The sequence below is a fragment of the Nonomuraea sp. NPDC050540 genome (assembly GCF_044457485.1).
GTDB lineage: Bacteria > Actinomycetota > Actinomycetes > Streptosporangiales > Streptosporangiaceae > Nonomuraea.
The window spans coordinates 340,762-367,447 of the sequence record NZ_JBITHA010000004.1; the positions used below are offsets into that span (position 1 = coordinate 340,762).

At 69.5% G+C, this 26,686-nt stretch carries 24 protein-coding genes and 1 tRNA gene; 12 read left to right on the top strand and 13 right to left on the bottom strand.

Features of this window, described 5'->3' with window-relative positions; translation table 11 throughout:
• Window positions 1–15 precede the first annotated feature (15 nt).
• The 3 genes from ACIBI5_RS16145 to rho form a co-directional block, all read right to left on the bottom strand.
• Window positions 16–1,779, bottom strand: coding sequence for a prolyl oligopeptidase family serine peptidase (locus tag ACIBI5_RS16145; RefSeq protein ID WP_397247398.1), 1,764 nt, complete (start codon window positions 1,777–1,779; stop codon window positions 16–18).
• 144 nt (window positions 1,780–1,923) lie between these two features.
• Window positions 1,924–2,775, bottom strand: a complete 852-nt coding sequence (locus tag ACIBI5_RS16150) for a putative RNA methyltransferase (protein ID WP_397247400.1) — start codon at window positions 2,773–2,775, stop codon at window positions 1,924–1,926.
• A 16-nt stretch (window positions 2,776–2,791) separates the two neighbouring features.
• Window positions 2,792–3,874: a transcription termination factor Rho gene (rho, locus tag ACIBI5_RS16155; protein ID WP_397247402.1), complete on the bottom strand. Its 1,083-nt coding sequence runs from the start codon at window positions 3,872–3,874 to the stop codon at window positions 2,792–2,794.
• Window positions 3,875–4,188: 314 nt separating this feature from the next.
• Between rho and ACIBI5_RS16160 the strand changes: the two genes are divergently transcribed.
• Genes ACIBI5_RS16160 through ACIBI5_RS16170 form a run of 3 tightly spaced genes read left to right on the top strand, consistent with a single transcriptional unit; the run spans window position 4,189 to window position 5,973 of the window.
• Window positions 4,189–4,329, top strand: coding sequence for a hypothetical protein (locus ACIBI5_RS16160; RefSeq protein ID WP_379611272.1), 141 nt, complete (start codon window positions 4,189–4,191; stop codon window positions 4,327–4,329).
• Window positions 4,330–4,344: 15 nt separating this feature from the next.
• Window positions 4,345–5,085: an MBL fold metallo-hydrolase gene (locus ACIBI5_RS16165; protein ID WP_397247404.1), complete on the top strand. Its 741-nt coding sequence runs from the start codon at window positions 4,345–4,347 to the stop codon at window positions 5,083–5,085.
• Between the two features lie 39 nt (window positions 5,086–5,124).
• Entirely contained in the window at window positions 5,125–5,973 is an 849-nt protein-coding gene (locus tag ACIBI5_RS16170) for a TolB family protein (protein ID WP_397247406.1), read from the top strand.
• Window positions 5,974–5,991: 18 nt separating this feature from the next.
• On the opposite strand, the gene ACIBI5_RS16175 is transcribed toward ACIBI5_RS16170, so the two are convergent.
• Both ACIBI5_RS16175 and ACIBI5_RS16180 read right to left on the bottom strand, forming a co-directional pair.
• Window positions 5,992–7,896: a nitrate- and nitrite sensing domain-containing protein gene (locus ACIBI5_RS16175; RefSeq protein ID WP_397247408.1), complete on the bottom strand. Its 1,905-nt coding sequence runs from the start codon at window positions 7,894–7,896 to the stop codon at window positions 5,992–5,994.
• A gap of 63 nt (window positions 7,897–7,959) precedes the next feature.
• Window positions 7,960–8,334 (bottom strand): hypothetical protein, encoded by a 375-nt coding sequence (locus tag ACIBI5_RS16180; RefSeq protein ID WP_397247410.1) that lies wholly within the window; start codon window positions 8,332–8,334, stop codon window positions 7,960–7,962.
• A 103-nt stretch (window positions 8,335–8,437) separates the two neighbouring features.
• Between ACIBI5_RS16180 and ACIBI5_RS16185 the strand changes: the two genes are divergently transcribed.
• Window positions 8,438–8,965 (top strand): DUF6886 family protein, encoded by a 528-nt coding sequence (locus ACIBI5_RS16185; protein WP_397247412.1) that lies wholly within the window; start codon window positions 8,438–8,440, stop codon window positions 8,963–8,965.
• Here the strand turns inward: ACIBI5_RS16185 and ACIBI5_RS16190 are convergent.
• Window positions 8,931–9,899 (bottom strand): ketopantoate reductase family protein, encoded by a 969-nt coding sequence (locus ACIBI5_RS16190; RefSeq protein ID WP_397247414.1) that lies wholly within the window; start codon window positions 9,897–9,899, stop codon window positions 8,931–8,933. The genes ACIBI5_RS16185 and ACIBI5_RS16190 overlap by 35 nt on opposite strands.
• Window positions 9,884–10,612 carry a glycosyltransferase family 2 protein gene (locus tag ACIBI5_RS16195; protein WP_397247416.1) on the bottom strand — a complete coding sequence of 243 codons (729 nt, stop codon included), beginning with the start codon at window positions 10,610–10,612 and terminating at the stop codon, window positions 9,884–9,886. Before ACIBI5_RS16195 ends, ACIBI5_RS16190 begins: the two co-directional genes overlap by 16 nt.
• A gap of 77 nt (window positions 10,613–10,689) precedes the next feature.
• Here ACIBI5_RS16195 and ACIBI5_RS16200 point away from each other — a divergent pair, with 77 nt between their 5' ends.
• The 4 genes from ACIBI5_RS16200 to ACIBI5_RS16215 are packed head-to-tail and all read left to right on the top strand — an operon-like array spanning window position 10,690 to window position 14,572.
• The gene (locus ACIBI5_RS16200; RefSeq protein ID WP_397247418.1) at window positions 10,690–11,040 is read left to right on the top strand and encodes a YybH family protein; all 351 of its coding nucleotides are present in this window, start codon (window positions 10,690–10,692) and stop codon (window positions 11,038–11,040) included.
• A gap of 9 nt (window positions 11,041–11,049) precedes the next feature.
• Window positions 11,050–12,456, top strand: a complete 1,407-nt coding sequence (locus ACIBI5_RS16205) for a purine-cytosine permease family protein (protein ID WP_397247420.1) — start codon at window positions 11,050–11,052, stop codon at window positions 12,454–12,456.
• Window positions 12,453–14,045 carry a lysine--tRNA ligase gene (lysS, locus tag ACIBI5_RS16210; protein ID WP_397247422.1) on the top strand — a complete coding sequence of 531 codons (1,593 nt, stop codon included), beginning with the start codon at window positions 12,453–12,455 and terminating at the stop codon, window positions 14,043–14,045. The genes ACIBI5_RS16205 and lysS overlap by 4 nt, the downstream gene beginning before the upstream one ends.
• Window positions 14,042–14,572 (top strand): AAA family ATPase, encoded by a 531-nt coding sequence (locus tag ACIBI5_RS16215; RefSeq protein WP_397247424.1) that lies wholly within the window; start codon window positions 14,042–14,044, stop codon window positions 14,570–14,572. The genes lysS and ACIBI5_RS16215 overlap by 4 nt, the downstream gene beginning before the upstream one ends.
• A 22-nt stretch (window positions 14,573–14,594) precedes the next feature.
• Here the strand turns inward: ACIBI5_RS16215 and ACIBI5_RS16220 are convergent, their stop codons facing one another.
• Window positions 14,595–16,121, bottom strand: a complete 1,527-nt coding sequence (locus ACIBI5_RS16220; protein ID WP_397247426.1) for an MFS transporter — start codon at window positions 16,119–16,121, stop codon at window positions 14,595–14,597.
• A complete protein-coding gene (locus tag ACIBI5_RS16225) occupies window positions 16,118–16,492 on the bottom strand; it encodes an NADPH-dependent FMN reductase (protein WP_397247428.1) in 375 nt (124 codons plus the stop codon). The genes ACIBI5_RS16220 and ACIBI5_RS16225 overlap by 4 nt, the downstream gene beginning before the upstream one ends.
• Before the next feature lie 128 nt (window positions 16,493–16,620).
• On the opposite strand from ACIBI5_RS16225, the gene ACIBI5_RS16230 reads away from it, so the two are divergent.
• Complete coding sequence (locus tag ACIBI5_RS16230) at window positions 16,621–19,584, top strand: BTAD domain-containing putative transcriptional regulator (protein WP_397247430.1); 2,964 nt, start codon at window positions 16,621–16,623, stop codon at window positions 19,582–19,584.
• Window positions 19,585–19,697: 113 nt separating this feature from the next.
• Here ACIBI5_RS16230 and ACIBI5_RS16235 read toward each other — a convergent pair whose 3' ends face one another.
• Window positions 19,698–20,084: a RidA family protein gene (locus tag ACIBI5_RS16235; protein WP_397247432.1), complete on the bottom strand. Its 387-nt coding sequence runs from the start codon at window positions 20,082–20,084 to the stop codon at window positions 19,698–19,700.
• 549 nt (window positions 20,085–20,633) lie between these two features.
• Here ACIBI5_RS16235 and ACIBI5_RS16240 point away from each other — a divergent pair.
• Both ACIBI5_RS16240 and ACIBI5_RS16245 read left to right on the top strand, forming a co-directional pair.
• Window positions 20,634–20,909 carry a hypothetical protein gene (locus ACIBI5_RS16240; RefSeq protein WP_397247434.1) on the top strand — a complete coding sequence of 92 codons (276 nt, stop codon included), beginning with the start codon at window positions 20,634–20,636 and terminating at the stop codon, window positions 20,907–20,909.
• Window positions 20,910–21,289: 380 nt separating this feature from the next.
• Entirely contained in the window at window positions 21,290–22,207 is a 918-nt protein-coding gene (locus tag ACIBI5_RS16245) for an HNH endonuclease (RefSeq protein ID WP_397247436.1), read from the top strand.
• Between the two features lie 334 nt (window positions 22,208–22,541).
• Here the strand turns inward: ACIBI5_RS16245 and ACIBI5_RS16250 are convergent.
• A tRNA-Pro gene (locus ACIBI5_RS16250) sits at window positions 22,542–22,615 on the bottom strand.
• Between the two features lie 73 nt (window positions 22,616–22,688).
• Window positions 22,689–23,582 (bottom strand): metallophosphoesterase, encoded by an 894-nt coding sequence (locus ACIBI5_RS16255; RefSeq protein WP_397247438.1) that lies wholly within the window; start codon window positions 23,580–23,582, stop codon window positions 22,689–22,691.
• Between the two features lie 60 nt (window positions 23,583–23,642).
• On the opposite strand from ACIBI5_RS16255, the gene ACIBI5_RS16260 reads away from it, so the two are divergent.
• The gene (locus ACIBI5_RS16260; protein ID WP_397247440.1) at window positions 23,643–24,098 is read left to right on the top strand and encodes a GatB/YqeY domain-containing protein; all 456 of its coding nucleotides are present in this window, start codon (window positions 23,643–23,645) and stop codon (window positions 24,096–24,098) included.
• A gap of 271 nt (window positions 24,099–24,369) precedes the next feature.
• Here ACIBI5_RS16260 and ACIBI5_RS16265 read toward each other — a convergent pair whose 3' ends face one another.
• Window positions 24,370–26,586 carry a transglycosylase domain-containing protein gene (locus ACIBI5_RS16265; protein WP_397247442.1) on the bottom strand — a complete coding sequence of 739 codons (2,217 nt, stop codon included), beginning with the start codon at window positions 26,584–26,586 and terminating at the stop codon, window positions 24,370–24,372.
• Window positions 26,587–26,686 lie beyond the last annotated feature (100 nt).

Genomic DNA, 26,686 nt, shown 5'->3' on the forward strand with positions numbered 1-26,686 from the left:
CTCTTTATGCCAGACCTAATGGCGAGTATGTTTCCGGGCGAAATCCAACTGGAGTGCCATTTGCGCAATGCGCTCCGACACCACGAGTGAGCCCCGCACCGCGTCATAGGTGTAGATCTCATGCTCGCGCCCATGCTCGGCGAGTTTCGCCACGTACTTCTCGATCTGCCGCAAAGGACAGCGTGTGTCGTTCTCGCCCGCGAGAATCAGCACGGGTCCCTTCACCCGGTCGACGTAGGTGATGGGCGAACTGGCCGTGTAGCGTTCCGGCTGCTCGTCCGGGGAGCCGCCGAACAGCGAGCGCTGGTAGGCGCGCAGGCTCTCCGTCTCGTCCTCGTAGCAGGTCTGGTGGCAGGCGATCGGGACCGCGGCGATGCCGGCCCGCCAGTGGTCGGGCTGGACGCCCATGCCGAGCAGCGCCAGGAAGCCGCCCCACGCGGTGCCGGAGAGCACCAGCCGCTCCGGGTCGGCGACGCCGCGCGCCACCACCCACTCGCGCACGGCCGCGACGTCGGCCAGTTCGATGTGCCCGACGTCGGCGTGCAGGGCGTCGCGCCAGGCGGTGCCGTAGCCGGTGGAGCCGCGGAAGTTGACCCGCACCACCGCGTAGCCCGAGTCCACCCACGCGGCGACCTCGGGCGAGTAGGAGTCGCGGTCCTGCGCGGTCGGGCCGCCGTGCAGCAGGAACACGGTCGGGTACGGCGCGGCGCCGTTCTCCGGGCGGGAGATGAGCGCGTGGATGCGGCCGCCGGGGCCCTCGACGTCGATGTCCTCGACCGGGACGCTGGGCGGGGCGGGAGGACCGGCCGGGTTCATCACGACCTGCCCGTTGCTGGAACGCACCACGGGCGGACGCGAGCCGCTCGACCAGGAGTACTCCACGTGGCCGCCGGGGCGCGGCGACGCCTCGTCGATCACGCCGTGCGGGGTCTCGATCGGGGTGAGGCCGCCGCCGCCCAGGTCGTAGCGGTGGAGGTAGCTGCGGGCGCGGTCCTCGCGGGTGATGAGCAGGGCGCGGCCGTCGGCGTACCACTCGGCGTTGAGGTCGCCCGGGTCCTTGAGCCAGATCTCGCGCTGTTCGCCGGAGGCCGGGTCCCAGACCAGCGGTTCGTGGCGGCTGCGGCGCTCGTGGAGCGTGAGCAGGCGGCGATCGCCCATGATGGGGGCGAATCTGAGGCCGACCACGCCCTTGTCGGGGCCGTCGTAGAGCTCGGCGACGGTGTCGCCGCCGGGGCGCACGACGCGCAGCGCGGGGCGGCGGAAGTCGCCGTACTCGCCGTGGTTGATGGCGATGAGGGAGCCGTCGAGGGAGATGTCGGCGACCCAGCCGGCCTCGGTGTGCTCGTAGAGGAGCGTGGTGGGTTCGCCGGGCTGGACCAGATGGATGCGGAAGGAGCCCTCGCCGGCGAGGCTGATGGCGGCGGCGCCGGTGGCCGAGAGCATGATGCCGCCGGGGTGGCCCGCGCGGATGGACGGGTCGACGGGCTCGTCCGGCCCGCCGTTGAACGGCTGCCGCATCCACCCGCCGAGCTCGTCGCCCTCGGGGTCGGCGAACCAGTAGATCCACTGGCCGGTGGGGTCGATGGCGGCGTGGGCGGTGCCTTTGGGCTGCTCGGTGACCTGGCGGGTGACTCCGGCGGTGCGGTCCCAGGCGTAGAGCTCCCAGGTTCCGGTGGCGTTGCTCCTGTAGATCGAGCGGTTCGGGGCCTGGCGCGCCCACGTGGGCAACGTCATTCTCGGCGCCCGGAACCTGGCCTGCCAGCGTTCCTCCGCCTTCATCCGGCGCGTCCCCTCCCTCTGGCACCGCGCGCTTCCCGGGCGCGGTTGGCGTCCAGTATTGCGCCTGTGTCGCGGAAATACTTGAGGAATGTGGGGGAATTTCGGACTAAATACCCCATCAGTAACACGGGTCGCATATGTCCGTCAAGGAACGGGCCTTGATCGTGGTCCTGTCACGAAGATAGACAGTTCAAATGCCACTTGGGTTGACACTTTCCCCAGGTTTTTCTCAGCGAAGAGCCGGGAAATCCTGGCCCGGAGAACATCATCCTCCAGATGCCAGGCGCTCGGGCCCATGCGGACGACTTCCGCGACCTCGTCCGGGCCCAGCTCAAGATCGTAAGCGAGCAGGCTCTGTCCGGCCAGGGTGAAGTCCGGCAGACCGCGCGCCACCCGCTCACGCTTGTCCTCGTCGACCGTGAGCAGCCCGAGCTCCTCGACCAGCGGCCGCAGGTGCCCGCTCGCGGGCGTCACCACGACCAGCCGGCCGCCCGCACGCAGGATGCGGGCGAACTCCGGCCCGTTGCGCGGTGCGAAGACGTCGAGCACCACGTCGGCGACGCCGTCGGCGATCGGCAGCGGCTGCCACACGTCACCGACGAACGCCCCGGCCCGCTCGTGCGCGCGAGCGGCCCGCTTCACCGCGTGCTTGGAGATGTCGAAGGCGATCCCGACGGCGGAGGGGTCCAGCGCTCGTGCGAGGTAGTAGCCGGTCCCGGCCCCCGCGTCCACGACGACCGAGGCGCCGGAGCAGATCGAGGCCAGTTCGCCGGCGAGCGGCGCGTAGTGGCCGGAGCCCAGGAACGCCTCCCGGGAGGCGACCATCTGGGGCGTGTCGGCGGTGCCCGGCGGCTTCGAGCCGGTCAGCAGGCTCACGTACCCCTGGCGTGCGATGTCGAAGGCGTGACCGGAGGCGCACCGCACCGTGCCCGGCAGCAGTTCGAGCGCGCCCCTGCAGACGGGGCAGACGAGGTACGGGACGGCGTCGGCGAGCATCCGTCCATTGTGGACCTCAGGAGGCGGCGGCCTGCAGGAGGAAGGCCGCGTTGGAGGGAGTCTCGCGGAGCTTGTCGATGAGCAGTTCCGTGCCCTTGCCCCGGTCGAGCGAGGTGAGCATGCGGCGCAGCTTCCACACGATCCGCCGTTCCTGGCCGTCGAGCAGGATCTCCTCGCGGCGCGTGCCGGAGGCGTCGAGGTCGACGGCGGGGAACAGGCGCTTCTCGGCCAGGTCCCTGGTCAGGTGGATCTCGCTGTTGCCGGTGCCCTTGAACTCCTCGTACAGGCTGTCGTCCAGCCTGGAACCGGTGCCGACCAGGGCGGTGGCGAGGATGGTGAGCGAGCCGCCGTCGAGCACGTTGCGCGCGGCGCCGAAGAAGCGCTTGGGCGGGTAGAGGGCGGCGGCGGCCAGCCCGCCGGTCAGCACGCGCCCGGTGCCGGGCGAGAGGTTGTTGTACGCCCGCCCGAGCCGCGTCAGCGAGTCGAGCAGCACGACCACGTCCTCGCCCTGCTCCACCAGGCGCTTGGCGCGCTCGATGGCGAGTTCGGCGACCGCGGTGTGTTCCTGGTCGGGATGGTCGAAGGTGGAGGAGTAGACCTCGCCCGCGATCGTGGTACGCATCTCGGTCACCTCTTCGGGACGCTCGCCGACGAGCAGCACGATGAGGTGGATCTCGGGGTGGTTGGCGGTGACGGCCGCGGCCAGCGCCTGCAGGACCATGGTCTTGCCGGCCTTGGGCGGCGCCACGATGAGCCCGCGCTGGCCCTTGCCGATGGGCGCGAACAGGTCGATGACGCGGGTGGTCAGGGAGTCGGTCTCGATGGCGAGCCGTTCCGTGGGAAAGATGGGGGTGAGGTCGGCGAAGTGCGGACGCTCGCGCCAGCCGGCGCGGCCGTTGACGCTCTCGACCGATGTCAGCTTGGCGCCGGACGCGACGGCCACGACCTGGTCGCCGTGTCGCAGCCCGAGCTGCTGAGCCCGGTCGGCGGCGATGCGCAGATCGCCGAGGTGGGCGGTCTTCCCGCGGATGTCCAGCAGGCCGGTGACCTGCCGGGCGGGGGCTTGTGACCGCTGCCGGGGAATGGTTTGGACAGACATGATGACCCTCCTTGAGGGCATGCCGACGCAGGTCGGCTAAGGTGTTGATAGACGGTGGGCCGGACCCTCAACACGGGCGGGGCCACCGAAAGGGGAGTGCAGCGGAGCCATGAGCTCGACGCTGCTCGAAACGTATCACACGTTCCGATCCCCAGAACGTCTAGCCCTTCGGTGCTATTCCCGGGGGGTCTTCGCTTGTTCGCCCCCCAGGTGTGAAGCACAACGGCGTACAACGTGTCAAGCGGGCTGCAGGGCCGCTGCAATCCGCTGAGGCTTTCATAGATGTGAGAGAACGTCCTAGGGGGACCGCCATCATGACCAGCACCCAGTGCCCGAGGTGTCAGACCGAGCTCGACGAGGGCCCGATCATGTACCGCTGCTCCACGTGCCGCCGCGCCGTCTACGCCGCGGACCTGGAGAACGACTACGTCGCCAGGCACTCGGTGGCCGCTTAGCCCTAATCTGGGCGGATGCCCCACCCATCGACGACCGTGGCAGGCGTCGAGATCACACCACTGTGCGACGCCGTCGGCCCCATGGGCCCGGCTCTCCGCCTGCCGTTCCTGGAGACCTTCCCCGGCGCGCACGCCGACGAGGGCCCGTGGATCCTGCACTTCCACTGCTACCTGCTGCGCGGGCGGGACGGCCGGCTCACGCTCGTGGACACGGGCGTCGGCGCGGCCGACTCGCCCGCCGCGGCCTGGGCGCCGGTGCCCGGCCGCCTGCTCGCCGAACTGGCCGCAGCCGGCGCCGCGCCCGAGGACGTGGACGCGGTCGTCATCACACACCTGCACAGCGACCACTGCGGCGGCTCGGTGACCGGGGGCACGCCCGTCTTCGCCAACGCCCGCCACGTGGTCCAGCGCGCCGAGGTCGAGGCCGTCTCCGACACGATCAGGACCGCCGTCCTCGACCCTCTCGGCGACGGATTGCACGTCGTCGACGGCGATACGCAGATCTCCCCCGGCCTGTGGGTACGGCTCACGCCCGGCCACACCGCCGGCCACCAGATCGTCGAGACCGAAGGCGTCACCGTGTTCGGGGACATCCTCCACCACCCGGCGCAGCTGGCCGACCCGTCGATCCGCTACGTCTACGACGACGATTCCGACCTGGCGGCCAAGACCCGTCTGGAGCAGGTCGCCCGGGTGCGCGCGCGACACACGCTGCTCGCCACGTCACATTTCCCCGAACCCTTCGTCCAGCTGTGACATCAAGGAGGGGACAGTTCCATTGAGCGGGGGAATTCCATGAAGGTCTTGGCGGGTGCCGTGCTGAGCGCCGCGCTGGTCGTGCCGGTGACGGCCCAGGCGGCCACGGCGGCACAGGAGAAGCTGGTCTACTTCTCCTACGACAAGAACGGCAAGGTCCGGGCGTACGAGAAGGGCGAGGGCTGGCGCACGCTGGCCGGCACGGGCGTGATGCCGCAGATGGCGGCGGCGCCCGACGGCCGCAAGGCGGCCTGGATCACCGGCAACGGCAAGCTGGTCGTGAGGGCGGGCCGCACGCTCACCACGGTCGCGACGAAGCTCCAGGGCGGCACGCCCTGCCTGACGCCGACCTGGTCGGCCGACTCCAAGCAGGTCGCCTACGTCAAGGGCGAGACGGTCATGGCGGTCGGGGCCGACGGCACCGGCGCGCGCAAGCTCGGCTCGACCAAGGGCGTCTGCCACCTGGCGTGGTCGGCCGACGGCCGCTACCTGGCCGGGTACACCGGCGAGGCCGACGCCCTCTACCTGCTCGACACGGAGACCGGCAAGGACGACAGGGTCAAGGGCGTCAAGTCGATCACCCACGTGCAGAGCCTGTCGCCCGACGGGAGCAGGGCGGTCGTGCAGGTCCCGTCCGACCCGGAGACGCCGGGCGACGGCACCTGGCCCTCGGCGTTCACGCCGGTGCTCCTGGACACGGCCTCGGGCAAGAAGCGGGCCATCCCGGTGAAGGGCAAGCTGACCGGCGCGTTCTACCGGCCCGACGGCAGCATGGTGGTCAGGACGGCCGGCAAGATCGTCATCCTCGACCGGAACGGCAAGGAGGTACGCCGCCTGGCCGAGCCCGCGGGCACCAAGGACGCGGCCCTGCTCCAGGTCACGGGCTGACGCTTCAGGTCAGCGGCCTCACCGGCTGACCAGCGGCGCGTGCTCGTGCAGCAGTCCGGAGGGCAGCGCGACGAGGGCGGTCAGGCCACCGTACGGTGAGGGTCCGAGCCGGACCCTGATGTCATGCCTGGCCGCCAGCCGCGCCACCACGAACAGCCCGAGCCGGTCGCTCTGCGCCAGGTCGAACTCGGGCGTCTCCTCCAGCCGCGCGTTGAGCTCGTCGATCTCGGCGCGTTGCAGGCCGAGGCCGCGGTCCTCGATCTCGATGGTCAGCCCGTGCGGCGTGGTCGTGCTGCGCAGGTCCACGCGGGTCTGCGGCGGCGAGAACAGCGTGGCGTTCTCCACCAGTTCGGCGACGAGGTGGGCGACGTCGGTGACCGCGGCGCCGGACAGCGCGAGCGGGGGCGGCTGGAGGATCTCCACCCGCTGGTACTCCTCCACTTCGGCGACGGCGGCGCGCAGCACGTCGAGGATCGGGACCGGGTTGCGCCAGCCGCGTCCCGGCGCCTGTCCCGACAGGATGATGAGGCTTTCCGCGTGCCTGCGCATGCGCGTGGTCAGGTGGTCGAGCTTGAACAGGTCGGCCAGCGCCTCGGGGTCCTCCGCGCCCCGCTCCATGCTGTCGAGCTGAAGGAGCTGGCGGTGCAGCAGCGACTGGTTGCGCCGGGCGAGGTTGACGAAGACCTGGTTGACGCCGTGGCGGAGCCTGGCCTGGCCGACGGCGGCCTCCACCGCGGTGGACTGCACGCTGTTGAACGCCTGCATGATGTCGCGCACCTCGGAGGTGTTGGCAGCGACCTCCAGCGGGATGACCTGGACCGGCTCGGGCGCCTGGGTCGTGGTGGCCTTCAACCGCTGGACGAGGCCGCGCAGCCGTACCTCTGCCAGCTCGGCGGCGGCGGCGCGGAGGGCGGCGAGCTCGCGGACGAGACGGCGGCGGAAACGCAGGGACAGCGCGACGGAGGCGATGACGGCGAGCAGCCCGACGCCGCCCGCGATGCCGATCTTGATCAGGATGGCGTTGGCCGCCGGGTTGACCCGGGCCACGATGCCCTGGACGGCGAAGGTCTGGTTGCGCTCGACGGCGGCCCACAGGTTGTCGGCGTCGGTGGGCCAGGTGGCCGCGCCCGCGGGCAGGCCGTTGACGGTGGCCGGGCCGCGCAGGAGGTCCTCGAGTTCGAGGAACTCGCGGTAGGCGGGCCCCTGGGTCAGGCTCTCGTACGGCAGCCGCAACCCGGGATCGAGCTGGGCCAGCGCCTGGGTGTAGAGCAGCCGCCGGGTGGCCACCATCCCGGTGAACGCCTCGCGCTCGGCCTTGCCGACCTTGCCCGCGGCCAGCACGACCACGACGACGGCTCGTTCGCGGGCGAGCAGTTCCTTGGCCTCGCCGAGCATGGTGACGGCGTGCGCCTGCCGGTAGAGCGAGGTGTCGGGGACCAGGACCATGGCGTCGTGCAGACGGTAGACGGCGTCGACGATCCGGTTGTAGCCGATGATCACGTCGAGGGCGCGCGGGGCGCCGCCGGAGGTGATGCGCCGGATGTCGGGCAGTTGCTCGAGGGCGGTGTTGAGGCCGCGCAGCTGGGTGTCCATCTCGGGGGAGATGTCCCGCTGCTCGGCGGCGAGCCGGTGGAAGCGGGTCAGCGCCCGGTCGGTCAGCCCCCGCTGCTTGGCCACCTGCGCGCTCTGCCGCTTTCCCGAGACGTGCTCGACGGAGAGGTGCCGCTCCTGCTGGAGCTGGACGACGACCTGCTCGGCCGGGTCGGACAGGTTGGTGACCAGTTTGTTGATCTCCAGGAGGCGCAGTCCGTCGCCACCGGTCAGCCCTGCGGCGAACGCCCACAGGCCCACCAGCGAGATGAGCGGGACGAAGAGCAGGACGAGGAGCTTGAGCGCAATGGGGCGGCCACGCTGGGGGGGCATCCGACCTCCGGGTGCACGATGAGAGCGCCTCGCACGATACACCGAACACCCGGATAAATGGGGTTATGCCGGGCGATCCTCCGGCCGTCGCTGGGCCGGTGCTCCGGCGACCAACTGGTCCTCGGAGTGGCGCTCGCGCTCCAGTTTGCGTTCGAGCTCGCGCTTCTCCTCCTCCAGCCGGACGGCCTCGGAGCGGTTGTGCCGCAGCGCCCTGCGGCGCTTGGCCGCGCGGCGGGAGCCGGAGTTGACCATCGCGATGCCCAGCAGCAGCACCGCCGCGACGACGGCGCCCGCGACGAACATCTCCAGATGGTTCGGCGCGAAGCCGTAGCCGAACACGGTGAAGGAGGCGTCGGTGGCGGTGGCGCTCGGTTCCATCGACGCGACCACGATCGCGCCCGTGGCGATCAGGACTAGGACAAGACCCAAAACGATCATCTGAACTCACCTCGACCGTCGCACTGCCCCGACAGGGCCGCGATATGCGGGACCTCTGCCGTGTCGCTCGGCTTTCGGCCGGTCAGACCATCAGGATGGTTACATGAGACCCGGACCAGGACAGGTGCTGCACTTCTCGGAAGACCCGACAATCAAGCAGTTCGTGCCGCATGTCGCGAAGACCTCGGTACAGCGCGAGTCGTACGTCTGGGCCGTCGGCCCGGAACGCTGCCCCGACTACTGGTTCCCGCGCGCCTGCCCGAGGGCGATGGCGTGGAAGGGCGCGCGCACGACCGAGCGCGACGCCGAGCGGATCATCGGCGCGGGCTCCGGCGAGCGCGTGCACGCGATCGAGTACGGCTGGCTCAAGGCGATCATGGAAGTCCGGCTGTTCGCCTACCGCCTGCCCGCCGGCCCCTTCGAGCCCATCGGCGACCCGCCGCACGCGGTCGTGGCCCAGGTCCCCGTGCTGCCGCTCGGCCCGCCCGAGCCGGTCACCGACCTCATCGACCTGCACGAGGAGGCGGGGATCCAGCTTCGCGTGCTGGACAACCTCTGGCCGTTCTGGAACGAGGTCACCGCCAGCACGCTGGAGTTCAGCGGGATACGGCTGCGGAACGCTCGTCGATGAGCGCCCGAAGCTTGGCCACGGGCATCGAGCCGGGCGGCAGCTTCTCGCGGGCCGCCCGGTTGGCCTCGCGCTGCAGCACCTCGTTCACCGGCGCCGGCCGGCCGAGCTCGCGCGCCAGCAGCACGATCTCGCCGTTGAGGTAGTCGGCCTCGATGCTGCCCGCGCCTCTGGCCAGGCTCTGCCAGGACGAGCCGCCGCCTCTGGCGACGCCGTCGATCGGGGCGAGGTCCACGAGGTGGCCGCGCACGCGCCGTTCGTCGTCCTGGGTGGTGAAGGCGATCCCGGCCGCGTCGAGCAGGCCCATCGCCTCGGTTCTGGCCTGCTGGTGGATGTCGCCGAAGCCGCCGGGCTCGCACAGGGCCTCGGCCGCGTTGCCGAGGTTGCCGAGCAGTTTGCCGTGCTTCCACCGCATCACATCCGGTACGGCCCGCGCCACGAACCCGCTCCGGGTGAGATCGTCGGTCACCTCGGCCGCCAACTCGTCCACACCCTGTGGATAACATCCGACGTGCAGCATGCCGGGGTGCGGCGCGCCGTACGAGATGACCACGCCCGGCTCCAGGTGCAGGGCGGGCAGCCAGACGCACATGCCATAGACGCGCTCGAACCTTCGCAGGGCGACGGGTTCGTTGCAGACGCCGTTCTGGGCCAGCACGACCGGCAGGTCGCGCGACCACGGGTCCAGGGCGGCGACGGTGTCCTGCGACTTGGTCGCCAGGACGATCACGTCGTCGTCGCCGGTGGGGACGGGGCCGTCGGCCACCGGGATGTCCAGCGTCTCCACGCCGGACGGGGAGATCAGTTTCATGCCGCTCGCGCGGAGGGACTCGTAGTGGGCGCCGCGGGCGATCAGCAGCACATCATGGCCGCCCTGAAAGAGCTTGGCCCCGATGGTGCCGCCAACGGCGCCGGCGCCGATCACGATATAGCGCATGATCCGAGGCTACTAGGCGCCGGAGCGGCGACCAGTCCCCGGTTGCGCTCGCGCAGGATCGTCTTCAGCACGCGCCAGCCGTCGCGTACGGCGTGCAGGTTGCTCTCGCCGTGGATGCGGCAGTGCTCGTGGCTCGGCACTTCCTGGATGAGCAGCCCGGCCTGGGCGGCCCGCACGTTCATCAGCGTCTCGATCTCGAAGCCGTCGCAGTCGAGCGCCATCGCGTCGAGGTGCCTGGCCCAGAACGCGTTGTAGCCGTAGCAGAGGTCGGTGTAGCGCGTTCCATAGAGCATGTTGGTCAGGCCGGTCAGGACACGGTTGCCGAACGAGCGCAGCACGCTGATGTCGCTGGAGCCGCCGCCGGGCGCGTAGCGCGAGCCCTTGGCGAAGTCGGCGCCCTCGATCAGGGCCTCGACGAACAGGCCGATCTCGCGGCCGTCGGTGGAGCCGTCCGCGTCGATCATGACGATGATGTCGCCCTTGGCGGCGGCGAAACCGGCGATGAGGGCGTTGCCCTTGCCTCTGCCGGTCTGCGTGACGACGTGAAGGTCCGGACGGAGCCTGCGGGCGACCGCGACGGTGTCGTCGGTCGAGTTGCCGTCCACCAGGATGACCTCGTCGATCCAGGAGGGCAGCGTTGCGAAGACGTGGGGCAGGTTCTCGGCTTCGTTCATTGCCGGGACCACGACGGTGACGCTGGCGGAGAGCTTCATGTGAGCAAGGTCTCCCCAGGTGCCTGCAGGCGGCTTGACATTGCCTTGCACGTGCAAAGGATCTATAACCTTAGATCATGATTTCTGCCCAGAAAACGATAGAAGCGCACCTCGCCGCCATCGCCGGCCGTGATCTGGAGGCCTACGCGGAGACCCTGCACGACGACGTGATCGTGGTCCTCCCGAACGGCAAGACGCTCGAAGGCCGCGAGGCCGTCCTGGAGTTCCACCGCGAGTGGTTCTCCGAGCTTGACTGGACACAGAAAATGTGCCGGATTTGGGAAAAGGAGACCGAGGGCACCCTGGTCTCGGTCTACGAGGCCGACTACCACGAGGGCGACTACCACGCGCGCAACCTCGTCAGCCTCGTCTTCACCCGTGTCGGCGACACGTGGCTCCTCCTGCACGACCAGAACACGCGGTTGTAATCTCCGCCTATGACGATGACCGTCGAGCGAAACGGCATCAACGCGGTGCCGCCGGAAGAGCGTCACGGCAAACCCTTCGACCTGGTCTGGCCCTGGGCGGCCGCGAACCTGTCCCTGTTCGGCATCGCCTTCGGCGTCTACATCGTCGGGCTCGGGCTCGGCGTGGTGCCCGCGATCGCCGCCGGGGCGCTCGGCTACCTTCTCTCGTTCGGGCTGGTCGGCCTCGTGGCCATCGGCGGAGCCCGGTCCGGCGTGCCGACGATGACGCTCGGCCGCGCCGCGTTCGGCGTGCAGGGCAACAAACTGCCCGCGCTGCTGTCCTACGTCTCGAACGTCGGCTGGGAGACCGTCCTGGTCACGCTCTCCGCGCAGGGCGGCGCCGCCATCCTGACCCGGCTCGCGCCGGGCCTCGGCCAGACGAGCGCGCTGGCGATCTGTTTCGCGGTCGCCGCCCTGGTCACGATCGCCGTCGGCGTGTACGGCCACGCCATGATCATGACCGTCCAGCGGTACCTGACCTATGCCTTCATCGTCCTGACGGTCGTCTACATGGCGCTCATGCTGCCCAAGCTGGGCCTCTCCCTGCCCTCGACCGGCGGCCCCGGAGCCTGGGCGGGCGGCGTGATCTTCGCGATGACCCTGCTGGGCCTCGGCTGGGTCAACTGCGGCGCCGACTACTCCCGGTACCTGCCCGCCCGCTCCAAAGGCTCGGCGATCACGCTCTGGACCACGCTGGGAGGCGCGCTGCCGCCGATGGTCCTGCTGGTGTTCGGCGTGCTGCTGGCGGGCGGCGACCCCAAGCTGGCCGAGTCGGCCGCCGCCGACCCCGTCGGAGCGCTGGCCGCCGCGCTGCCGACGTGGTTCCTGCTGCCGTACCTGCTGGCCGCGATCGGCGGGTTCCTGGCCGGGGCGATCATGGACATCTACTCGTCAGGGCTGTCCATGCTGGCGCTGGGCGTACCGGTGAAGCGGCACCTGGCCGTGTTGTTCGACGGGGTGCTGATGATCCTCGGCGGCTACTACCTGCTGTTCGTCTCGGGCAACTTCCTGGCCACCTTCCAGGCGTTCCTGTCGATCATCGGGGTGGTCATGGCCGCCTGGGTCGCGGTCTTCCTGGTCGACATGTGGCGTCGCGGCAGCCGGTACGACGAGGGGCTGCTGCGCGCCGGCGGACCGGCCTTCAACTGGCCGGGCCTGATCGCGCTCGTGGCCGCCTCGCTCACCGGGCTCGGCCTGATCACCTCCGCCGACCCGAACATCGCCAACGTCGTCGGCTTCCTCATGAGCGAGTCGATGCGGGCCGGCACGTTCGGCGCGGCCAACGTGGGCGTCGTCGTGGCGCTCGTGCTCGGCGGCCTGCTGTACTTCCTGATCACGCTCGTGTGGCGGCCCCCGGCTGCCAGAATGGGCCGATGATCGCAGACTGGGTCGCCAAGTTCGCAGACGATGTCATCGCCGAGGCGGATCGTCGCGCACCGGGCAAACCGATCGTCTGCGCCTCGGGCCTGAGCCCGTCCGGTCCGATCCACCTGGGCAACCTGCGCGAGGTCATGACCCCGCACCTGGTCGCCGACGAGATCCGGCGCCGCGGGCGGGACTGCGTGCACCTGCTGTCCTGGGACGACTACGACCGTTTCCGCCGCGTACCGGCCGGTGTCGACCCGTCCTGGGCCGAGCACGTCGGCAAGCCGCTGACCTCCGTGCCCGCGCCGCCCGGCAGCGAGCACGCCAACTGGGCCGAGCACTTCAAGGCGCCGCTGACCGCCGCGCTGGCCGAGCTCGGCATCGAGGTCGAGGCCATCAGCCAGACCGAGCGCTACACCGCCGGCGCCTACCGCAAGCAGATCCTGCGCGCGATGGAACACCGGGTCAAGATCGACGCGATCCTGGAGCAGTACCGCACCAAGGCCGTCGAGCGCTACTCGCCGTACAAGCCCTACTGCGCGCTCTGTGAGCGCGACCTCACCACCGTCACGGCCTACGACGACGAGAGCACCGAGCTGGCCTACACGTGTGCGTGCGGATTCGGCGAGAGTGTACGGCTGGCCGAGCACGACCGGGGCAAGCTGGTGTGGAAGGTCGACTGGCCGATGCGCTGGGCGTACGAGGGAGTGGTCTTCGAGCCTTCGGGCGTCGACCACCACTCGCCCGGATCGGCGTGGATCGTGGGCGAGCAGATCGTCGGCGAGGTCTTCGGCGGCGCGCAGCCCATCGGCCCCATGTACGCCTTCGTCGGCATCACCGGCATGGCCAAGATGAGCAGCTCCAAGGGCGGCGTGCCCACCCCCGCCGACGCCCTGGAGATCATGGAAGCCCCGGTCCTGCGCTGGCTGTACGCCCGCCGTAAGCCCGAGCAGTCCTTCAAGATCGCCTTTGACCAGGAGATCCAGCGCCTCTACGACGAGTGGGACGCGCTCGGCCGCAAGATCACGGGTGGCGGCGGCCTGCCCGCCGAGAAGGCCGCCCACACCCGCGCCACCTCCACCGCCGTCGCGCCGCTGCCCGCCACGCCCCACCCGGTCGCCTACCGCACGCTGGCCTCGATCGCCGACATCACCACCGGCGACGAGCGCCAGACCCTGCGCATCCTGGCCGACGTCGACGGCGTCGCCGCCCTTGAGGAGGTACGCCCGCGGCTGGACCGCGCCCAGCGCTGGGTGGACACGCAGGTGCCTGCCGAGCAGCGCACCCGCGTACGCGACAGCGCCGACGCCGAACGCCTCGGCGCGCTCGACGGCGACAGCGCCGCGTCGGTGCGCCTGCTGCTCGACGGCCTCGACGAGCACTGGTCGGTCGAGGGGCTCACCACGCTGGTGTACGGCGTGCCGAAGCTCGTGGCCGGCCTCCCGGTGGACGCCAAGCCGACTCCCGAGCTGAAGCAGGCGCAGCGGGCCTTCTTCGCGCTGCTGTACCACCTGCTGATCGGGCGGGACACGGGTCCGCGGCTGCCGACCCTCCTGCTGGCCGTGGGGGCCGACCGGGTGCGTACCCTCTTGTCCCCATGAGAGCGGTCATCCTGATCACCGGTATCTCCGCTTCGGGCAAGTCCACGGTCGCCCAGGCGCTGGCCGAGCGGCTGCCGAAGTCGGCGCACGTACGCGGCGACGCCTTCCGCACGATGGTGGTCAACGGCCGCGCCGAGATGTCGGCGGAGCCGTCCGAGGAGGCGCGGCGCCAGCTCCGCCTGCGCTACGCGATCGCCGCCGAGGTGGCCGACCGCTACTTCGAGGCGGGGTTCACACCGGTTCTGCAGGACGTCGTGCTGGGTCCGGAGCTGGAGACCGTCACCAAGCTGATCCGCAGCCGCCCGCTGCACGTCGTGGTGCTCGCGCCCTCGGCGGAGTCCGTCGAGCGGCGCGAGCGCGAGCGGTCCAAGACCGGCTACGGCGACTGGACGGTCGCCCAGCTCGACCAGGTGCTGAGGACGCGGACGCCGCGCATCGGGCACTGGATCGACTCCAGCGGCCTGAGCGTGGACGAGACCGTGCGGGAGATCCTGGCGGCGCTGGACAGCGGTGAAGCCCGGAGCTGACGGCTCCGGGCTTCACGGCGGTTCAGACAGCCAGTGCCTCCTCGCGCTCGGCGGGCGCGGGCTCGGCGTCGGCGGCCGGGGTGTTCGTCGCCGGAACCTTCCTGAGCATCGTCAGCGACAGGACGATCGCCACGGCCACCAAAGCGGCCGCGATGCCGCCCGCCACGTTGAGCCCGTCGGTGTAGGCGGCCCGCGCCGCGGCCACCAGGGCCTCGCCGGTCTGGCCCGGCAGGCTCTCGGCCGCCGTCAGCGCCCCTGAGAGGGTGTCAGGCGCCCCGGCGGGCATCGCCGCACGGTAGACGGCCGTGCCCACGCTGCCGAGCACCGCGACGCCCAGGGAGGTGCCCAGGTCGCTGGCGGTGGTGTTCACCGCGGAGGCGGCGCCGGCCTTCTCCGGCGGAGCCGAGCCGATCACCAGAGCGGTGTTCAGCGCCATCGCCGGAGCGATGCCCGGGTAGAGCACGAAGAAGCCGGTGAGCAGCATCGGCAGGCCGGCGACGCTGCCGACCTGGGTCATCAGCAGGTAGCCGATCACCGACAGGAACGCGCCGCCGCTGATCACGTACGCCGGCCGTACCCGGCGGGCGATGACCGGCGACAACGTCGAGACGGCCACCAGCGCGAGCGCCGCGGGCAGGATCCACAGGCCCGCCTCCAGCGGCGAGAGCCCCGCCACGAGCTGCAGGTACTGCGTGAACAGCAGATACACGCCGCCCAGCGCGACCGCGCTCAGCATGAACACGCCCAGGGCGCCGCTGAAGACCTTGTCGGCGAACAGCCGCACGTCCAGAAGCGGGTTCTCCAGCCGCAGCTGCCTGCGCACGAAGATCACGCCGAACAGCAGGCCGGCCGCGAGCGTGCCCAGCGAGACCACGCCGGGACCGGCCTTGGCCAGTTCCTTCACCCCGTACACGATCGGCAGCAGCGTCGCCATCGACAGCACCACGCTCAGCGGGTCCAGCCCGCCGGTCTTCGGCGCACGGTACTCGGGGATCAGGAACGGCGCGCCCACCAGCACGAGCACCATCACCGGCACGCCCGCGAGCAGGGCCGCGCCCCACCAGAACGCCTCCAGCAGCAGCCCGCCCACCAGCGGGCCGATCGCCACGCCGACGGAGATCGAGGCCGCCCACAGCCCGATGGCGGTGCCGCGCTGCCTGTCGTCCTTGAACATGTTGCTGATCAGCGACAACGTCGAGGGCATCACCGCCGCCGCGCCCACGCCCATCACCGCGCGGGCCGCGATCAGCAGCTCCGCGTTCGGCGCCAGCGCCGCCAGCAACGAGGCCACGCCGAAGGCCGCGGCGCCGAACAACAGCACCTTCCTGCGTCCTATGCGGTCGCCCACGGTGCCCATCGCCACGAGCAGGCCCGCCATCATGAAGCCATAGATGTCGTTGATCCACAACAGCTGCGCGCCGCTCGGGTCCAGGTCCGCCGCGATCTGCGGCGTGGCCAGGAAGAGCACCGTCATCGCCAGGAACAGCAGCACGGTGGGCAGCAGAAGTATCGAGAGCCCGAACCACTGCCGGGGTCCAGCCTTGTTCATGAGAATTCCTGTCTGAGAAGTCTGAGGAGCATGCGATCGACGGCCGACGGGATCAGCAGCGCCGGATCGCTCACGAGCGCGACCGGCTTGCCCCGCCACGCCTCGGCGCACCAGAACACCGCCTTGCGCAACGACCGGGTCCGGACCGCGACCACCACGAATCCCTCCGCCGCGGCGAGCCAAGGCATCAGATCGTGTACGGCCGGCGGCACCAACGCCCGGCCGGGCGCCGGATCCGGCAGGCACGCGGCCTCGAGATCGATCACGTCGACCTCCAGGCCGTGGTGCGCACAGGCTCGCTCGGCGATCAACATGGCCGCCGAGTGGTCAGAGCCCGTGACCACCGCCAGCCGCGGGTGTCCGTCGTTCATGTCCTGGACAGTGCCTGCCGGCGCTCCAGGTTTTCTCCAGCTCCACTACCGTGAGGCTCATGCGTTTCGGGGTACTTGGTCCGCTTGCGGTGTGGGGGCCGGAAGGTGCGCAGGTCAGAGTGCCTGAGGTGAAGGTCCGTGCCCTGCTGGCCCACCTGCTCGTCGACCCGGGGAAGGTGGTGCCCGCCGACCGCCTCATCGACTCGCTCTGGAGCGGCGCGCTGCCCGCCAACCCCGCCGGCGCCCTGCAGACCCGCGTCTCCCAGCTACGCAGGATCGTCGGCAAGGAGAGCGTGGTGTCCGGCGCCTCCGGTTACCGGCTCCAGGTGGAGCCCGGCGACGTCGACACCGGACGTTTCCAGGCGCTGCTGTCCGAGGCCCGCACCGGCGCGCCCGAGGCCAGGGCGGCCCTGCTGGCCGACGCGCTGGCGCTGTGGCGCGGGCCCGCGCTGATCGACTTCGCCGACGAGGAGTTCGCCAGGCCCGAGATCGCCCGGCTGGAGGAACTGCGGCTGACCGCGCTGGAAGACCACGCCGAGACGCGGCTGGAGCTGGGCGAGCACGCCCTGCTCGCCGACGAGCTCGGTGATCTGGTCGGCCGGCATCCTCTCCGGGAACGGCTGCGCGCGGCCCACATGCGGGCCCTCTACCGGGCCGGGCGGCAGAAGGAGGCGCTGGACAGCTACGGGACGTTGCGGGAACTGCTGGACGAGGAGCTCGGGCTGGAGCCCGGGCCCGAGCTGGCCGGGCTGCACCAGGCCATTCTGCGGCAGGATCCTTCGCTGGACGCGCCGGTGCGTGAGGCCCGCCGTACGAACCTGCCCGCCGCCCTGACCGACCTCATCGGCCGTGACGACGCGGTGGCCGCCGTCGTCGAGCTGCTGCGGGTGGCCAGGCTGGTGACGCTGACCGGGCCGGGTGGCGTCGGCAAGACGCGGCTGGCGATGGAGACGGCGGGCCGGTTGACCGCCTCCGCGCCTGACGGGGTCTGGCTCGTCGAACTGTCCGGTACCCCGGCCGGCGCCCCCGAGGTGATCGAGGTCGTCGCGGCCACGCTCGGCGTACGTGACGAGGGGCCGGACCTGGCCGGGCGGCTGGCCGAGGCGTTGCGCGGCAAGAGCATGCTGCTCGTTCTGGACAACTGCGAGCACGTGACCGAGCCGGTCGCCCGGCTCGTGGCGCTCCTGCTCCGGGCCGCGCCCGAACTGCGCGTCCTCGCCACCAGCCAGGAGCCGCTCGGGGTCGCCGGGGAACGGCTGTTCAGCGTCCCCACGTTGCCGCAGAAGGACGCTGAGCGGTTGTTCGTCTCCCGGGCCGCCGCGGCGGCGCCCGGCGCGGAGCTGGACGCTGAGGCCGTCGCGGCCATATGCCGGCGGCTGGACGGGATTCCGCTGGCGTTGGAGCTGGCCGCCACCCGGGTGCGGGCCCTCGGCGTGCGGGAGCTGGCGGCGCGGCTGGACGATCGGTTTCGGGTGCTGGGGGGCTCACGGAACGACGTGCCCGCCAGGCAGCGGACGCTCCGGGCCATGATCGACTGGAGCTGGGAGCTGCTCGGTCCTGATGAGCGGGTGGTGTTGCGGCGGCTGGCCGTACACGCTGACGGGTGCACGTTGGAGGCGGCCGAGGCTGTCTGCGGCGACGACGCTCTGTCCGTGCTGCCCAGGCTCGTGGACCGGTCGCTGGTCGTGGTGGGCGACGGGCCCCGGTACCGGCTGCTGGAGTCCGTGGCCGCCTACTGCCAGGAGCGGCTGGCGGAGGCCGGGGAGGGCGAGGAGACGCGGTCGCGGCACCGCGACCACTATCTCGCGCTGGCCGAGCGGGCCGAGCCGTATCTGCGCGGGCCCGAGCAGCGGCAGTGGCTGCTGCGGCTGGACGCCGAGGCGGCCAACTTCCGCGCCGCTCTGACGTCGGACGACAGCGGGACGTCCGAACGGCTGGCCAACGCGCTGGCCTGGTACTGGGTGCTGCGCGGACGGCTCGGCGAGGGCCGCAGATGGCTGGCCCAGATCACCGATCCCGGCGACATCACGCGGATGTGGCTGGCCGCCTTCACACTGCGTACCGGCGAGGCGATCACCTCGGTCCCCGTCGTGGCCCCCACCACCGACGTCGCCGCGCTCACCGGCCTCGCGCGAGCTCAGGCCTTCCTGGCCTCAGCCCAGCTGGGCATCGGCGACTCTGAGCCCGCCGAAGAACTCGCCGACCGCGCCCTGACCTCCTTCGCCGCCATAGGCGACGAATGGGGTACGGCTTTCGCCCGCTCAGTCCAGGCCCGCCAGGCGTTGCTACGCAGCGACCTGGACCGTGCCCGAGCCTACGGCCGGGAAAGCCTGGACCTGTTCGCCCAGCTGGGTGACCGCTGGGGCCAGTCCCACGCCGGGTTCGCGGTCGCCTGGCACGCCGAAATCGCGGGCGACTACGCCGAGTCGGCCCGCGTACACCGCGATGGCCTCCGCATGTCCGAAGAACTCGGCCTATGGACCGAGGTAGCCGACAAAATGTCCCAGCTGGGACGCCTGGCCCTCCTGGCCGGCGCCTTCGACCAGGCCGACTCGCTCCACACGCGAGCCATGGCACTGTCCGCCGAACAGGGCTACACGGTGGGGGAGGAGTTCGCCGCCCTGGGCCTGGCCCTGAGCGCCCGCCGCCAGGGCCGCCTGGATGAGGCGGAGGCGCACCTGCTGGCCTGGATCGACTGGGACCACGCCCTCGACTCCGACGCCGCATTGGCCCTGATCTTCGCCGAACTGGGCTTCATAGAGGAGATGCGCGGCTCGTACCCGGCCGCCGAAGCCCACCATCAGGAGAGCCTGACCCGAGCCCGAGCAGTAGGCGACCCCAGAGCCATAGCCCTCGCCCTTGAGGGCCTGGCCGGAGCTCTGTCCCTGGAGGGCCTGGCCGGAGCCGCCACCTCGGAGGCGAACGGTGCCTACCTCCTCGGCCAGGCGGCCGCCCTGCGGCTGTCCGTCGACGCTCCGTTGCCGGAGGGCGAACGTTTCGACGTCGACCGGATCACCGCACGCCTGCACGCATCGCTGGGCCCCAAGTTCACCGCCGCCTACAACGAAGGCCTCAACAACCCACCGCGGTAACGCTCTGCGGTACCCCCGCAGTCGTGTCGTTCGGCGGCGGCCCCCACGCAGCCGTTCGGCGGCGGCCCCCACGCAGTCGTTCGGCGGCGGCCCCCACGCAGTCGTTCGGCGCGTCAACCCGCCGCGACGACCTCGATCTCCACCAGCCATTCGTCGACCAGCGTCTGCGCGACGATCGCCGTCGTCGGCACAGCCCGCCCGCTGAGCGCCGTCACCCGAGCCGCCGCATTGGCCGCCGCGTAGGCCGGATCGCGCAGATAACTGGTGAGCCGAACAATGTTGTCCACCGTCATGCCGGCGCTGGCGAGAATGGCCCGAATATTCGCCCATATAAGCCCCAGCTGTTCCTCCAACGTGGCCCCAGGCCGCCCATCGGCATCCAACCCCATCGTCCCCGCCACAAACAGCAACCGATCAGCCCCACGAACCTCGATCGCATGCACATAGTCCCCAGTGGCCGAGTACACCCCACGGTCCGGATTAAGCGTCCTGATCTCCATAACCCGCACGCTACCTGCACAACCCCCACATTGACCCCCGCCGATTGGCCGCTTAATTGGCCATGGCCAGGTGGAGATTTCCATAACCGGTTGCGACGAAATTTATACGGAGAGTAGTCTCTGTCATGCGAGGCAGCGCCCAAGTCGGGGGACAGGCGCTACCATCCGCGGTTGCCGCAACCAGAAGTAGCCTCGCCAGGCGCTCTACCGAGCACCTGGCGAGGCACCCCAGAGCCAACCCCGAACCGTGAGAAGGGGCCTGGCCCCTGGAGCTTGCCCGGATAGCCGCAAGCGTCCCGAATTTGGCCCACAGTGACCGGGCAGGCGCCGCCGTTCAGGACAAGGCCTGGATTTCATGACGTGAGCCGCATTTGCTCATAGCCACACTCGCGCCGCGCGACAAACCATGCGATAGCCGCCCTCGCCACCCGCGGATTAGAAGTCCGATGCTCTGAGGGAGAACTGTTACCCGCGGAAACTTGGCGTACCACCCCATGACCTGGCATGTTCCCCTCCCACAACACCCTCCGACAGCGGAGAATGATGGGTGTGACCCAGAGCGTGATCCCCCAGCCGGGCATGTGGTTCGAGCATGCCTTGAACTCCCAGAACGACCGCCCGGCACTGTACGTGATCACTCAGATCGCTGACCCAGGCCCCACGGCTCTCCCTCAGATCCACTACCGACGTCTCGGCGCCACACCAGACGACAGAGCCGAAAGCATCGACGCCGACCTGTTCGACGACATCGTCCTGCGGTGGCTGACACCTGAGGAAGCAGTACGGGCGGAGATCCATGCCCGCTACCATCCCGGCACCTATTGAGGTGGACTCCAGCGCCGAGTGGTGGGGGAGAATCTCTCCTGTCCTCCGTCACGCGGGCGTTGCAAATGATCGTCTTCCGTAGCTACCTCGTCGCTAACACCAACGACCGCGCCGGGTTCGGCCAGGCTTGAGAGCCCGCCGACCCGGCCTAGCAACGCCGCCGGACCGGTGTCTCTGGTGGTGTCATCGAGAAGCAGGTGAACAGGGGTGATGCTCGGGTCCGTGACGACGCCACTGCCCACGGCTTCCTGGCCTTCTCTGTCGAGAAGGTGCAGCCGGCTGAGGACGTTGAGCACTGGAGGACAGGCTGAGGCGTTGGAGCGAGCCAATCCTTGGACCGTCAGTAGCGACAGGGCCGCCCCCGGGTATAAAACTTCGGTGTGATCACGCCCCTGAATGATGACTTGGACAGTCGGATACGAGCGGCTGCCATGGCTTGGCTCCGTCAGCGCTGCACACCGGAGAACCCGGTGGTGTCGCGCGCGGAACTCCTGGGCTTCATGTTCGAGGGGCGCTCGTTTCCGCTGGTCGATAATCAGTTGGGCATCCGCAAGCCGAAGGAACTAACCGCCGCGCTGTCCATACTCACTACCTATACCTCTGATGGCACGCGCGCGCCGTACGAAGACGAGGTGGGCGGGGATGGCCTGCTCCGCTACAAGTTCCAGGGCGATAACCCCAATCTCTACACCAATGTCGGACTCCGTCGCGCTTACGAGCGCGACGTGCCCCTCATCTGGTTCTTTGGCGTGAAGCAGGGCCTGTATCTGCCGTTCTTCCCGGTGTGGATCCGGGCTATGGAAGTCGACCAATTGCAAGTGGCGGTCGCTCTGGAAGAGGCGCAGCGACACATCGCCATTCATGGGCCGGTGAGCGAGATCGAGCGGCGCTACTCCGTAAGCATGACCAAGCGGCGGCTGCACCAGCCGGTCTTCCGGCAGCGGGTGATCCACGCCTACGAGACCAGTTGCGCGATGTGTCGTCTTAGGCACCTGTCGTTGCTGGACGCCGCTCACATCATCCCTGACCGTGAGGAACGCGGTGTCCCAGCGATCTCTAACGGGATGGCGCTGTGCAAGATTCACCATGCCGCCTATGACCAGCACATCCTGGGCGTCCGCCCCGATCTGGTGATCGAAGTACGGTCGGACATCTTGCAAGAGATCGATGGGCCGATGCTGAAGCACGGGTTGCAGGAGATGCACGGATTGGGCCTGGTGCTGCCTCGACGTAGAGCGGATCGGCCGAAGTCGGAGCTGATCGAGGAACGATATGAACGGTTCCGCGCTGCTGGATGATTGTGATGTACAGGCGGAGCGTTGCCGCGTATTGCTTGGACGTTGATCTCGGTTCAGGATTCGCAGCCCGAATCTAACCAAGAGCTTCAAGAGGCTCGGAGACGACCTGCGCTGCGAATGCTTCCATGTTCAGAACCTGTATCGGCAAGATCAGGGGTGCGACACGCTTGAACCGGACGCCGATCTCTTTGAATTGAAGTCGAACAGTTGGCAGAGGAGGCTGGGCGCAGAGGCGGACGCGTGATGGCATGTTGTCCCTGTGGCGCAGCCTCTCAGGAGACGAGAAAGGCCGCTTCCGATCTTCGGAAACGGCCTTCTACCTGGTACTGCTGGGTCGGGGTGGCGGGATTTGAACCCACGGCCTCTTCGTCCCGAACGAAGCGCGCTGCCAAGCTGCGCTACACCCCGGTCGCACGCCCGGTCTTGCGCGTGCTTGGGAAAGTCTAGCGGACTTCGCGGGTGCTTGTGACCGGATAATCCGTCAGCGGCGCGGTACCAAGGTGAGCAGGGTCGCCTCGGGGAAGCAGGCGAAGCGGACCGGGGCGTACGGGGAGGTGCCCAGGCCGGCGGAGACGTGGAGCCAGGCGGAGTCGTGGGTGCTCAGGCCCTTGACGCGGGCCCGATCGATGCCGCAGTTGGTGACCAGGGCGCCGTAGAAGGGGATGCAGAGCTGGCCGCCGTGGGTGTGGCCGGCGAGCAGGAGCTGGTAGCCGTCGGCGGCGAAGCGGGTCATGTTGCGGGGCTCGGGGGAGTGCATGACGCCCAGGCGCAGGTCGGCGTCCCCGGGGGCGGGGCCGGCTACCAGGTCGTAGCGGTCGCGGTCGATGTGGGAGTCGTGGATGCCGGCCACGGCCACGTCCAGGTCGGCGACCTTCAGGCGGGCTGTCGTGTTGTTCATGTCCAGCCAGCCTTCGGCGGCCATGCCTTCGCCCAGCTCTCGCCACGGGAGCGACGGGACATGCTGGCGACGCTCGTTGCGGGAGGTGCGCCACAGGTAGCGGGCGGGGTTCTTGAACACGGGCGCGTACAGGTCGTTGGAGCCGTACACGAACAGGCCGGGGCGGGACATGAGCGGCTCCAGGGCGTGGAGCAGCGACGGGACGGCGTCCGGGTGGGCGATCGAGTCGCCGGTGTTGACCACCAGGTCGGGTTCGAGTGAGCCGAGCGAGCGTACCCAGTTGATGAGCTTCTTGCGGCCGGGCGTCAGGTGCAGGTCGGACAGGTGGAGGATGCGCACCGGGCGCTGCCCCCGGGCCAGGACCGGAACGTCGAATCGGCGCAGCCGGAACCAGTTGCGCTCGACGACCGAGGCGTACCCGAGCCCGGCGATGCCGAGACCCAGCAGGGACAGTGGTATGGCGGCGGCTTTCCTCACGTACTCATGATGCCCGACATCCGGCACGAGAGGTGCCGCTCAAGCGGCAAGATGGACCGCATGAGCGCATTGAAGGACAAGCTGAAGGCCGATCTGACGGCCTCCATGAAGGCCAAGGACGAGGTCCGCCTCCGCACGATCAGGATGGTCCTGTCGGCCGTCAACGTCGAGGAGGTTTCGGGCAAGCAGGCCAGGGAGCTCAGCGACGACGAGATCGTCAAGGTGCTGACCAAGGAGGCCAAGAAGCGCCGCGAGGCGGCCGAGGCGTTCGGCAACGCCGGGCGCGCCGCGCAGGCCCAGGCGGAGCTGGACGAGCAGGCGGTGCTGGAGGAGTACCTGCCGGCGCAGCTCTCGGACGAGGAGCTGAACGCGCTGGTCGACACCGCGATCGCGGAGAGCGGCGCGACCGACCCCAAGGCGATGGGCGCGGTCATGAAGGTGCTCAACCCGATGGTCGCCGGCCGCGCCGAGGGCGGGCGAGTCGCCGCCGCCGTGCGCGCGCGACTGTCCGGGTGATCAACGTCTTGTGATCGGGGCCATCCGTTACGGCGAAGCCGCCGCCACCCACCACCCGCCGCCGCCCCGCGGGGCCGCGCTTCCACGCCCGGCAGTCTGACGGGCGGGCCGCCGTGACGTCGCATCCATGACCAGCCACCCCGGAAACCGGAAAACGCGCGGCAAGGCCGTACCGGAAAGGCAAGGCCGTATGGAAAGGCAAGGCCGTACCGGAAAAGGCCTCTGAAACGCGTTGAGAGGCCTCCCAGAGGCCTCTCAACGGTTCGGAGGACTAGTTGCCCGGGGTGATGGGCCCGAGGTCGCCGTCGTCCATGTCGAACATGTCGAACGGATCGCCGCCCCGGTCGTCGGGTTCGCCGTCCCCGCCCCGGTCCTTGTCCTTCTTGACCGGCTTGGGCGCGCAGATGTCGCCGCAGCCGCCGAAGCGCTCCATGTTCACCGGCGTGAACTCCGCCGGCTCGATCCCCTTCAGCGCCTGCAGCATCGACTGCTTCCAGATGGGGCCGGAGATGGAGGCGCCGTAGACGTAGCTGTAGCCGCGGCCGCCGATGGTGACGCCCATGAGGCGGTTGTCGAAGGCGCCGCGCGGGTCGCCGATGCTGACGGCGGAGGAGAGGTTCGGGGTGTAACCGGCGAACCAGGCGGCCGTGTAGCCGTCGGTGGTGCCCGTCTTGCCCGCCGCGTCCCTGCCGATGCCGCCTACGCCGCTCATGGTGCCCTTGGTGAAGACGCCGGACAGGATGCCGCTGACGGCGTCGGCGACCTCCTCGTCCATGACCCGCGTGCACTTGGGCTTGAACCGCTTGGCCTTGCCGTAGCGGTCGACGATCTCGGTGATGGCCAGCGGCTTGCAGGACTGGCCGCGCGAGGCGAAGACGGCGTAGGTGCTGGCGACGGTGACCGGGTCGGTCTCGTTGATGCCGAGCGTGAAGGTCTCGAACTCGCGCAGCGGCTGCCCGTCGGCGCGCTTGAGCCCGAGCTTCTTGGCCATCTTGACGGTCTTGCACAGGCCGACGCGCTCTTCGAGCTTCATGAAGAACGTGTTGACCGAGCCCCACGTGCCGGACTGCAGCGTCTTGAAGCCGCCGCCGCCCTCGCTGGAGTTGCGCACCTGGTGGGACGGCTCGCCGACGCGGTTGCCCTTGCAGTCGCGGAAGGCGCCGTAGCTGGGCGCGTTGTAGCCGGCCGGGGAGGGGAAGCCGTCGCCGTACTTGTAGCCCTCTTCGAGGGCCGCCGCCAGTGTGTACGGCTTCGCCGTCGATCCCTGCTGGAACCCGCCGCCGCCGCCGTGCTTGGCGTCGGCCACGACGTTGTAGCTGATCTCGTTCTTCTTCTTGTTGTTGCCGAACTTGCGGCTGGCGGCCATCGCCTTGATCTCACCCGTGCCCGGGACGATCATGGCCTGCGAGGCGACCGGCTTGTCCTTGGTGCTGACCCAGTTCTTGATCGCCTTCTCGGCGGCCTTCTGCATCTGCGGGTCGATCGTGGTCTTGATCTCCAGCCCGCCGCGCTGCAGGAGCTTCTTGCGTTCCTCGGGGGTCTTGCCGAAGTCCTCGTTGTTGAGGATCTCGTACTGCACGTAGAGGCAGAAGTACGGGTACGGGCTGGTCTCACAGCCACCCGGGAACTTCGTGTCCTTGTAGCCGAGCTTGGTGGCCTTGGCCGCGTCGCGCTCGGCGGGAGTGATCTTGCCGAGCTGCGCCATCCGGTCCAGGACGATGTTGCGCCGCTCCAGGAGCGCGGCGCGCGACTCCTTGCTGACGTTGGGGTCGGTCCTGTTCGGGTTCTGTACGGCTCCCGCCAGCGTGGCCGCCTCGGAGAGGTTGAGCTCGCCGGCCGACTTGCCGAAAAAGCGCTTGGAGGCGGCCTGGACGCCGTAGGCTCCTGCACCGAAGTAGGCGATGTTGAAGTACTTCTCCAGGACCTCGTCCTTCGTGTACTTCTTCTCGATCGCCAGCGCGTAGCGCAGCTCGTTGAGCTTGCGCGAGACCGTGGGGGCGATGGCGGCGGCCCGCTCGGCGTCGGTCTCGGCGGCGTTGAACAGCACCTGCTTGACGTACTGCTGCGTGATCGAGGAGCCGCCCTGGGTCACGCCGCCGGAGGTCATGTTCTTGAGCAGGGCGCGGATGGTGCCCTCGATGTCGATCGGCCCGTGCTCGTAGAAGCGGAAGTCCTCGATGGAGATCAGCGCCGTCTTCATGATCGGAGAGACCTTGTCGAGCGTCACCGACTGCCGGTTCTCGAAGAAGAACTGGGCGATCTGCTTGCCCTTGGCGTCCCTGAGAACGGTGCGCTCGGGCAGCGGAGGTTCGTCCAGTTCCTCCGGCTTGAGGTTGAGATCCTCCATGGCTGACTTGGCCGTCACCCCGGCTCCGCCTACGGCGGGCAGCGCGATGGCGGCCGTCAGCACACCCGCGGCCGCCCCCGCGGCGATGAGCCGGATGACGTTCGTGACTGGTGATGAACGATCTTTGCCCTGAGCTTGCACAGGACCAAGAGTACGTCGAAAGAGTGTCGTTATCGGTAACCGAACCCCATTTCGCCTTGACTGGAAGGGGTGACTAGTCATTCCCGGTCAACACTCGGGC

Bases quoted from the DNA above. Each gene is read 5' to 3' on its own strand.
- rho (WP_397247402.1), bottom strand. From the start codon at position 3,874: ATGTCTGTCCAAACCATTCCCCGGCAGCGGTCACAAGCCCCCGCCCGG.
- ACIBI5_RS16185 (WP_397247412.1), top strand. From the start codon at position 8,438: ATGAGACCCGGACCAGGACAGGTGCTGCACTTCTCGGAAGACCCGACA.
- ACIBI5_RS16150 (WP_397247400.1), bottom strand. From the start codon at position 2,775: ATGCTCGCCGACGCCGTCCCGTACCTCGTCTGCCCCGTCTGCAGGGGC.
- ACIBI5_RS16160 (WP_379611272.1), top strand. From the start codon at position 4,189: ATGACCAGCACCCAGTGCCCGAGGTGTCAGACCGAGCTCGACGAGGGC.
- ACIBI5_RS16190 (WP_397247414.1), bottom strand. From the start codon at position 9,899: ATGCGCTATATCGTGATCGGCGCCGGCGCCGTTGGCGGCACCATCGGG.
- ACIBI5_RS16225 (WP_397247428.1), bottom strand. From the start codon at position 16,492: ATGAACGACGGACACCCGCGGCTGGCGGTGGTCACGGGCTCTGACCAC.
- ACIBI5_RS16200 (WP_397247418.1), top strand. From the start codon at position 10,690: ATGATTTCTGCCCAGAAAACGATAGAAGCGCACCTCGCCGCCATCGCC.
- ACIBI5_RS16145 (WP_397247398.1), bottom strand. From the start codon at position 1,779: ATGAAGGCGGAGGAACGCTGGCAGGCCAGGTTCCGGGCGCCGAGAATG.
- ACIBI5_RS16235 (WP_397247432.1), bottom strand. From the start codon at position 20,084: ATGGAGATCAGGACGCTTAATCCGGACCGTGGGGTGTACTCGGCCACT.
- ACIBI5_RS16215 (WP_397247424.1), top strand. From the start codon at position 14,042: ATGAGAGCGGTCATCCTGATCACCGGTATCTCCGCTTCGGGCAAGTCC.
- ACIBI5_RS16220 (WP_397247426.1), bottom strand. From the start codon at position 16,121: ATGAACAAGGCTGGACCCCGGCAGTGGTTCGGGCTCTCGATACTTCTG.
- ACIBI5_RS16175 (WP_397247408.1), bottom strand. From the start codon at position 7,896: ATGCCCCCCCAGCGTGGCCGCCCCATTGCGCTCAAGCTCCTCGTCCTG.
- ACIBI5_RS16260 (WP_397247440.1), top strand. From the start codon at position 23,643: ATGAGCGCATTGAAGGACAAGCTGAAGGCCGATCTGACGGCCTCCATG.
- lysS (WP_397247422.1), top strand. From the start codon at position 12,453: ATGATCGCAGACTGGGTCGCCAAGTTCGCAGACGATGTCATCGCCGAG.
- ACIBI5_RS16180 (WP_397247410.1), bottom strand. From the start codon at position 8,334: ATGATCGTTTTGGGTCTTGTCCTAGTCCTGATCGCCACGGGCGCGATC.
- ACIBI5_RS16170 (WP_397247406.1), top strand. From the start codon at position 5,125: ATGAAGGTCTTGGCGGGTGCCGTGCTGAGCGCCGCGCTGGTCGTGCCG.
- ACIBI5_RS16195 (WP_397247416.1), bottom strand. From the start codon at position 10,612: ATGAAGCTCTCCGCCAGCGTCACCGTCGTGGTCCCGGCAATGAACGAA.
- ACIBI5_RS16205 (WP_397247420.1), top strand. From the start codon at position 11,050: ATGACGATGACCGTCGAGCGAAACGGCATCAACGCGGTGCCGCCGGAA.
- ACIBI5_RS16165 (WP_397247404.1), top strand. From the start codon at position 4,345: ATGCCCCACCCATCGACGACCGTGGCAGGCGTCGAGATCACACCACTG.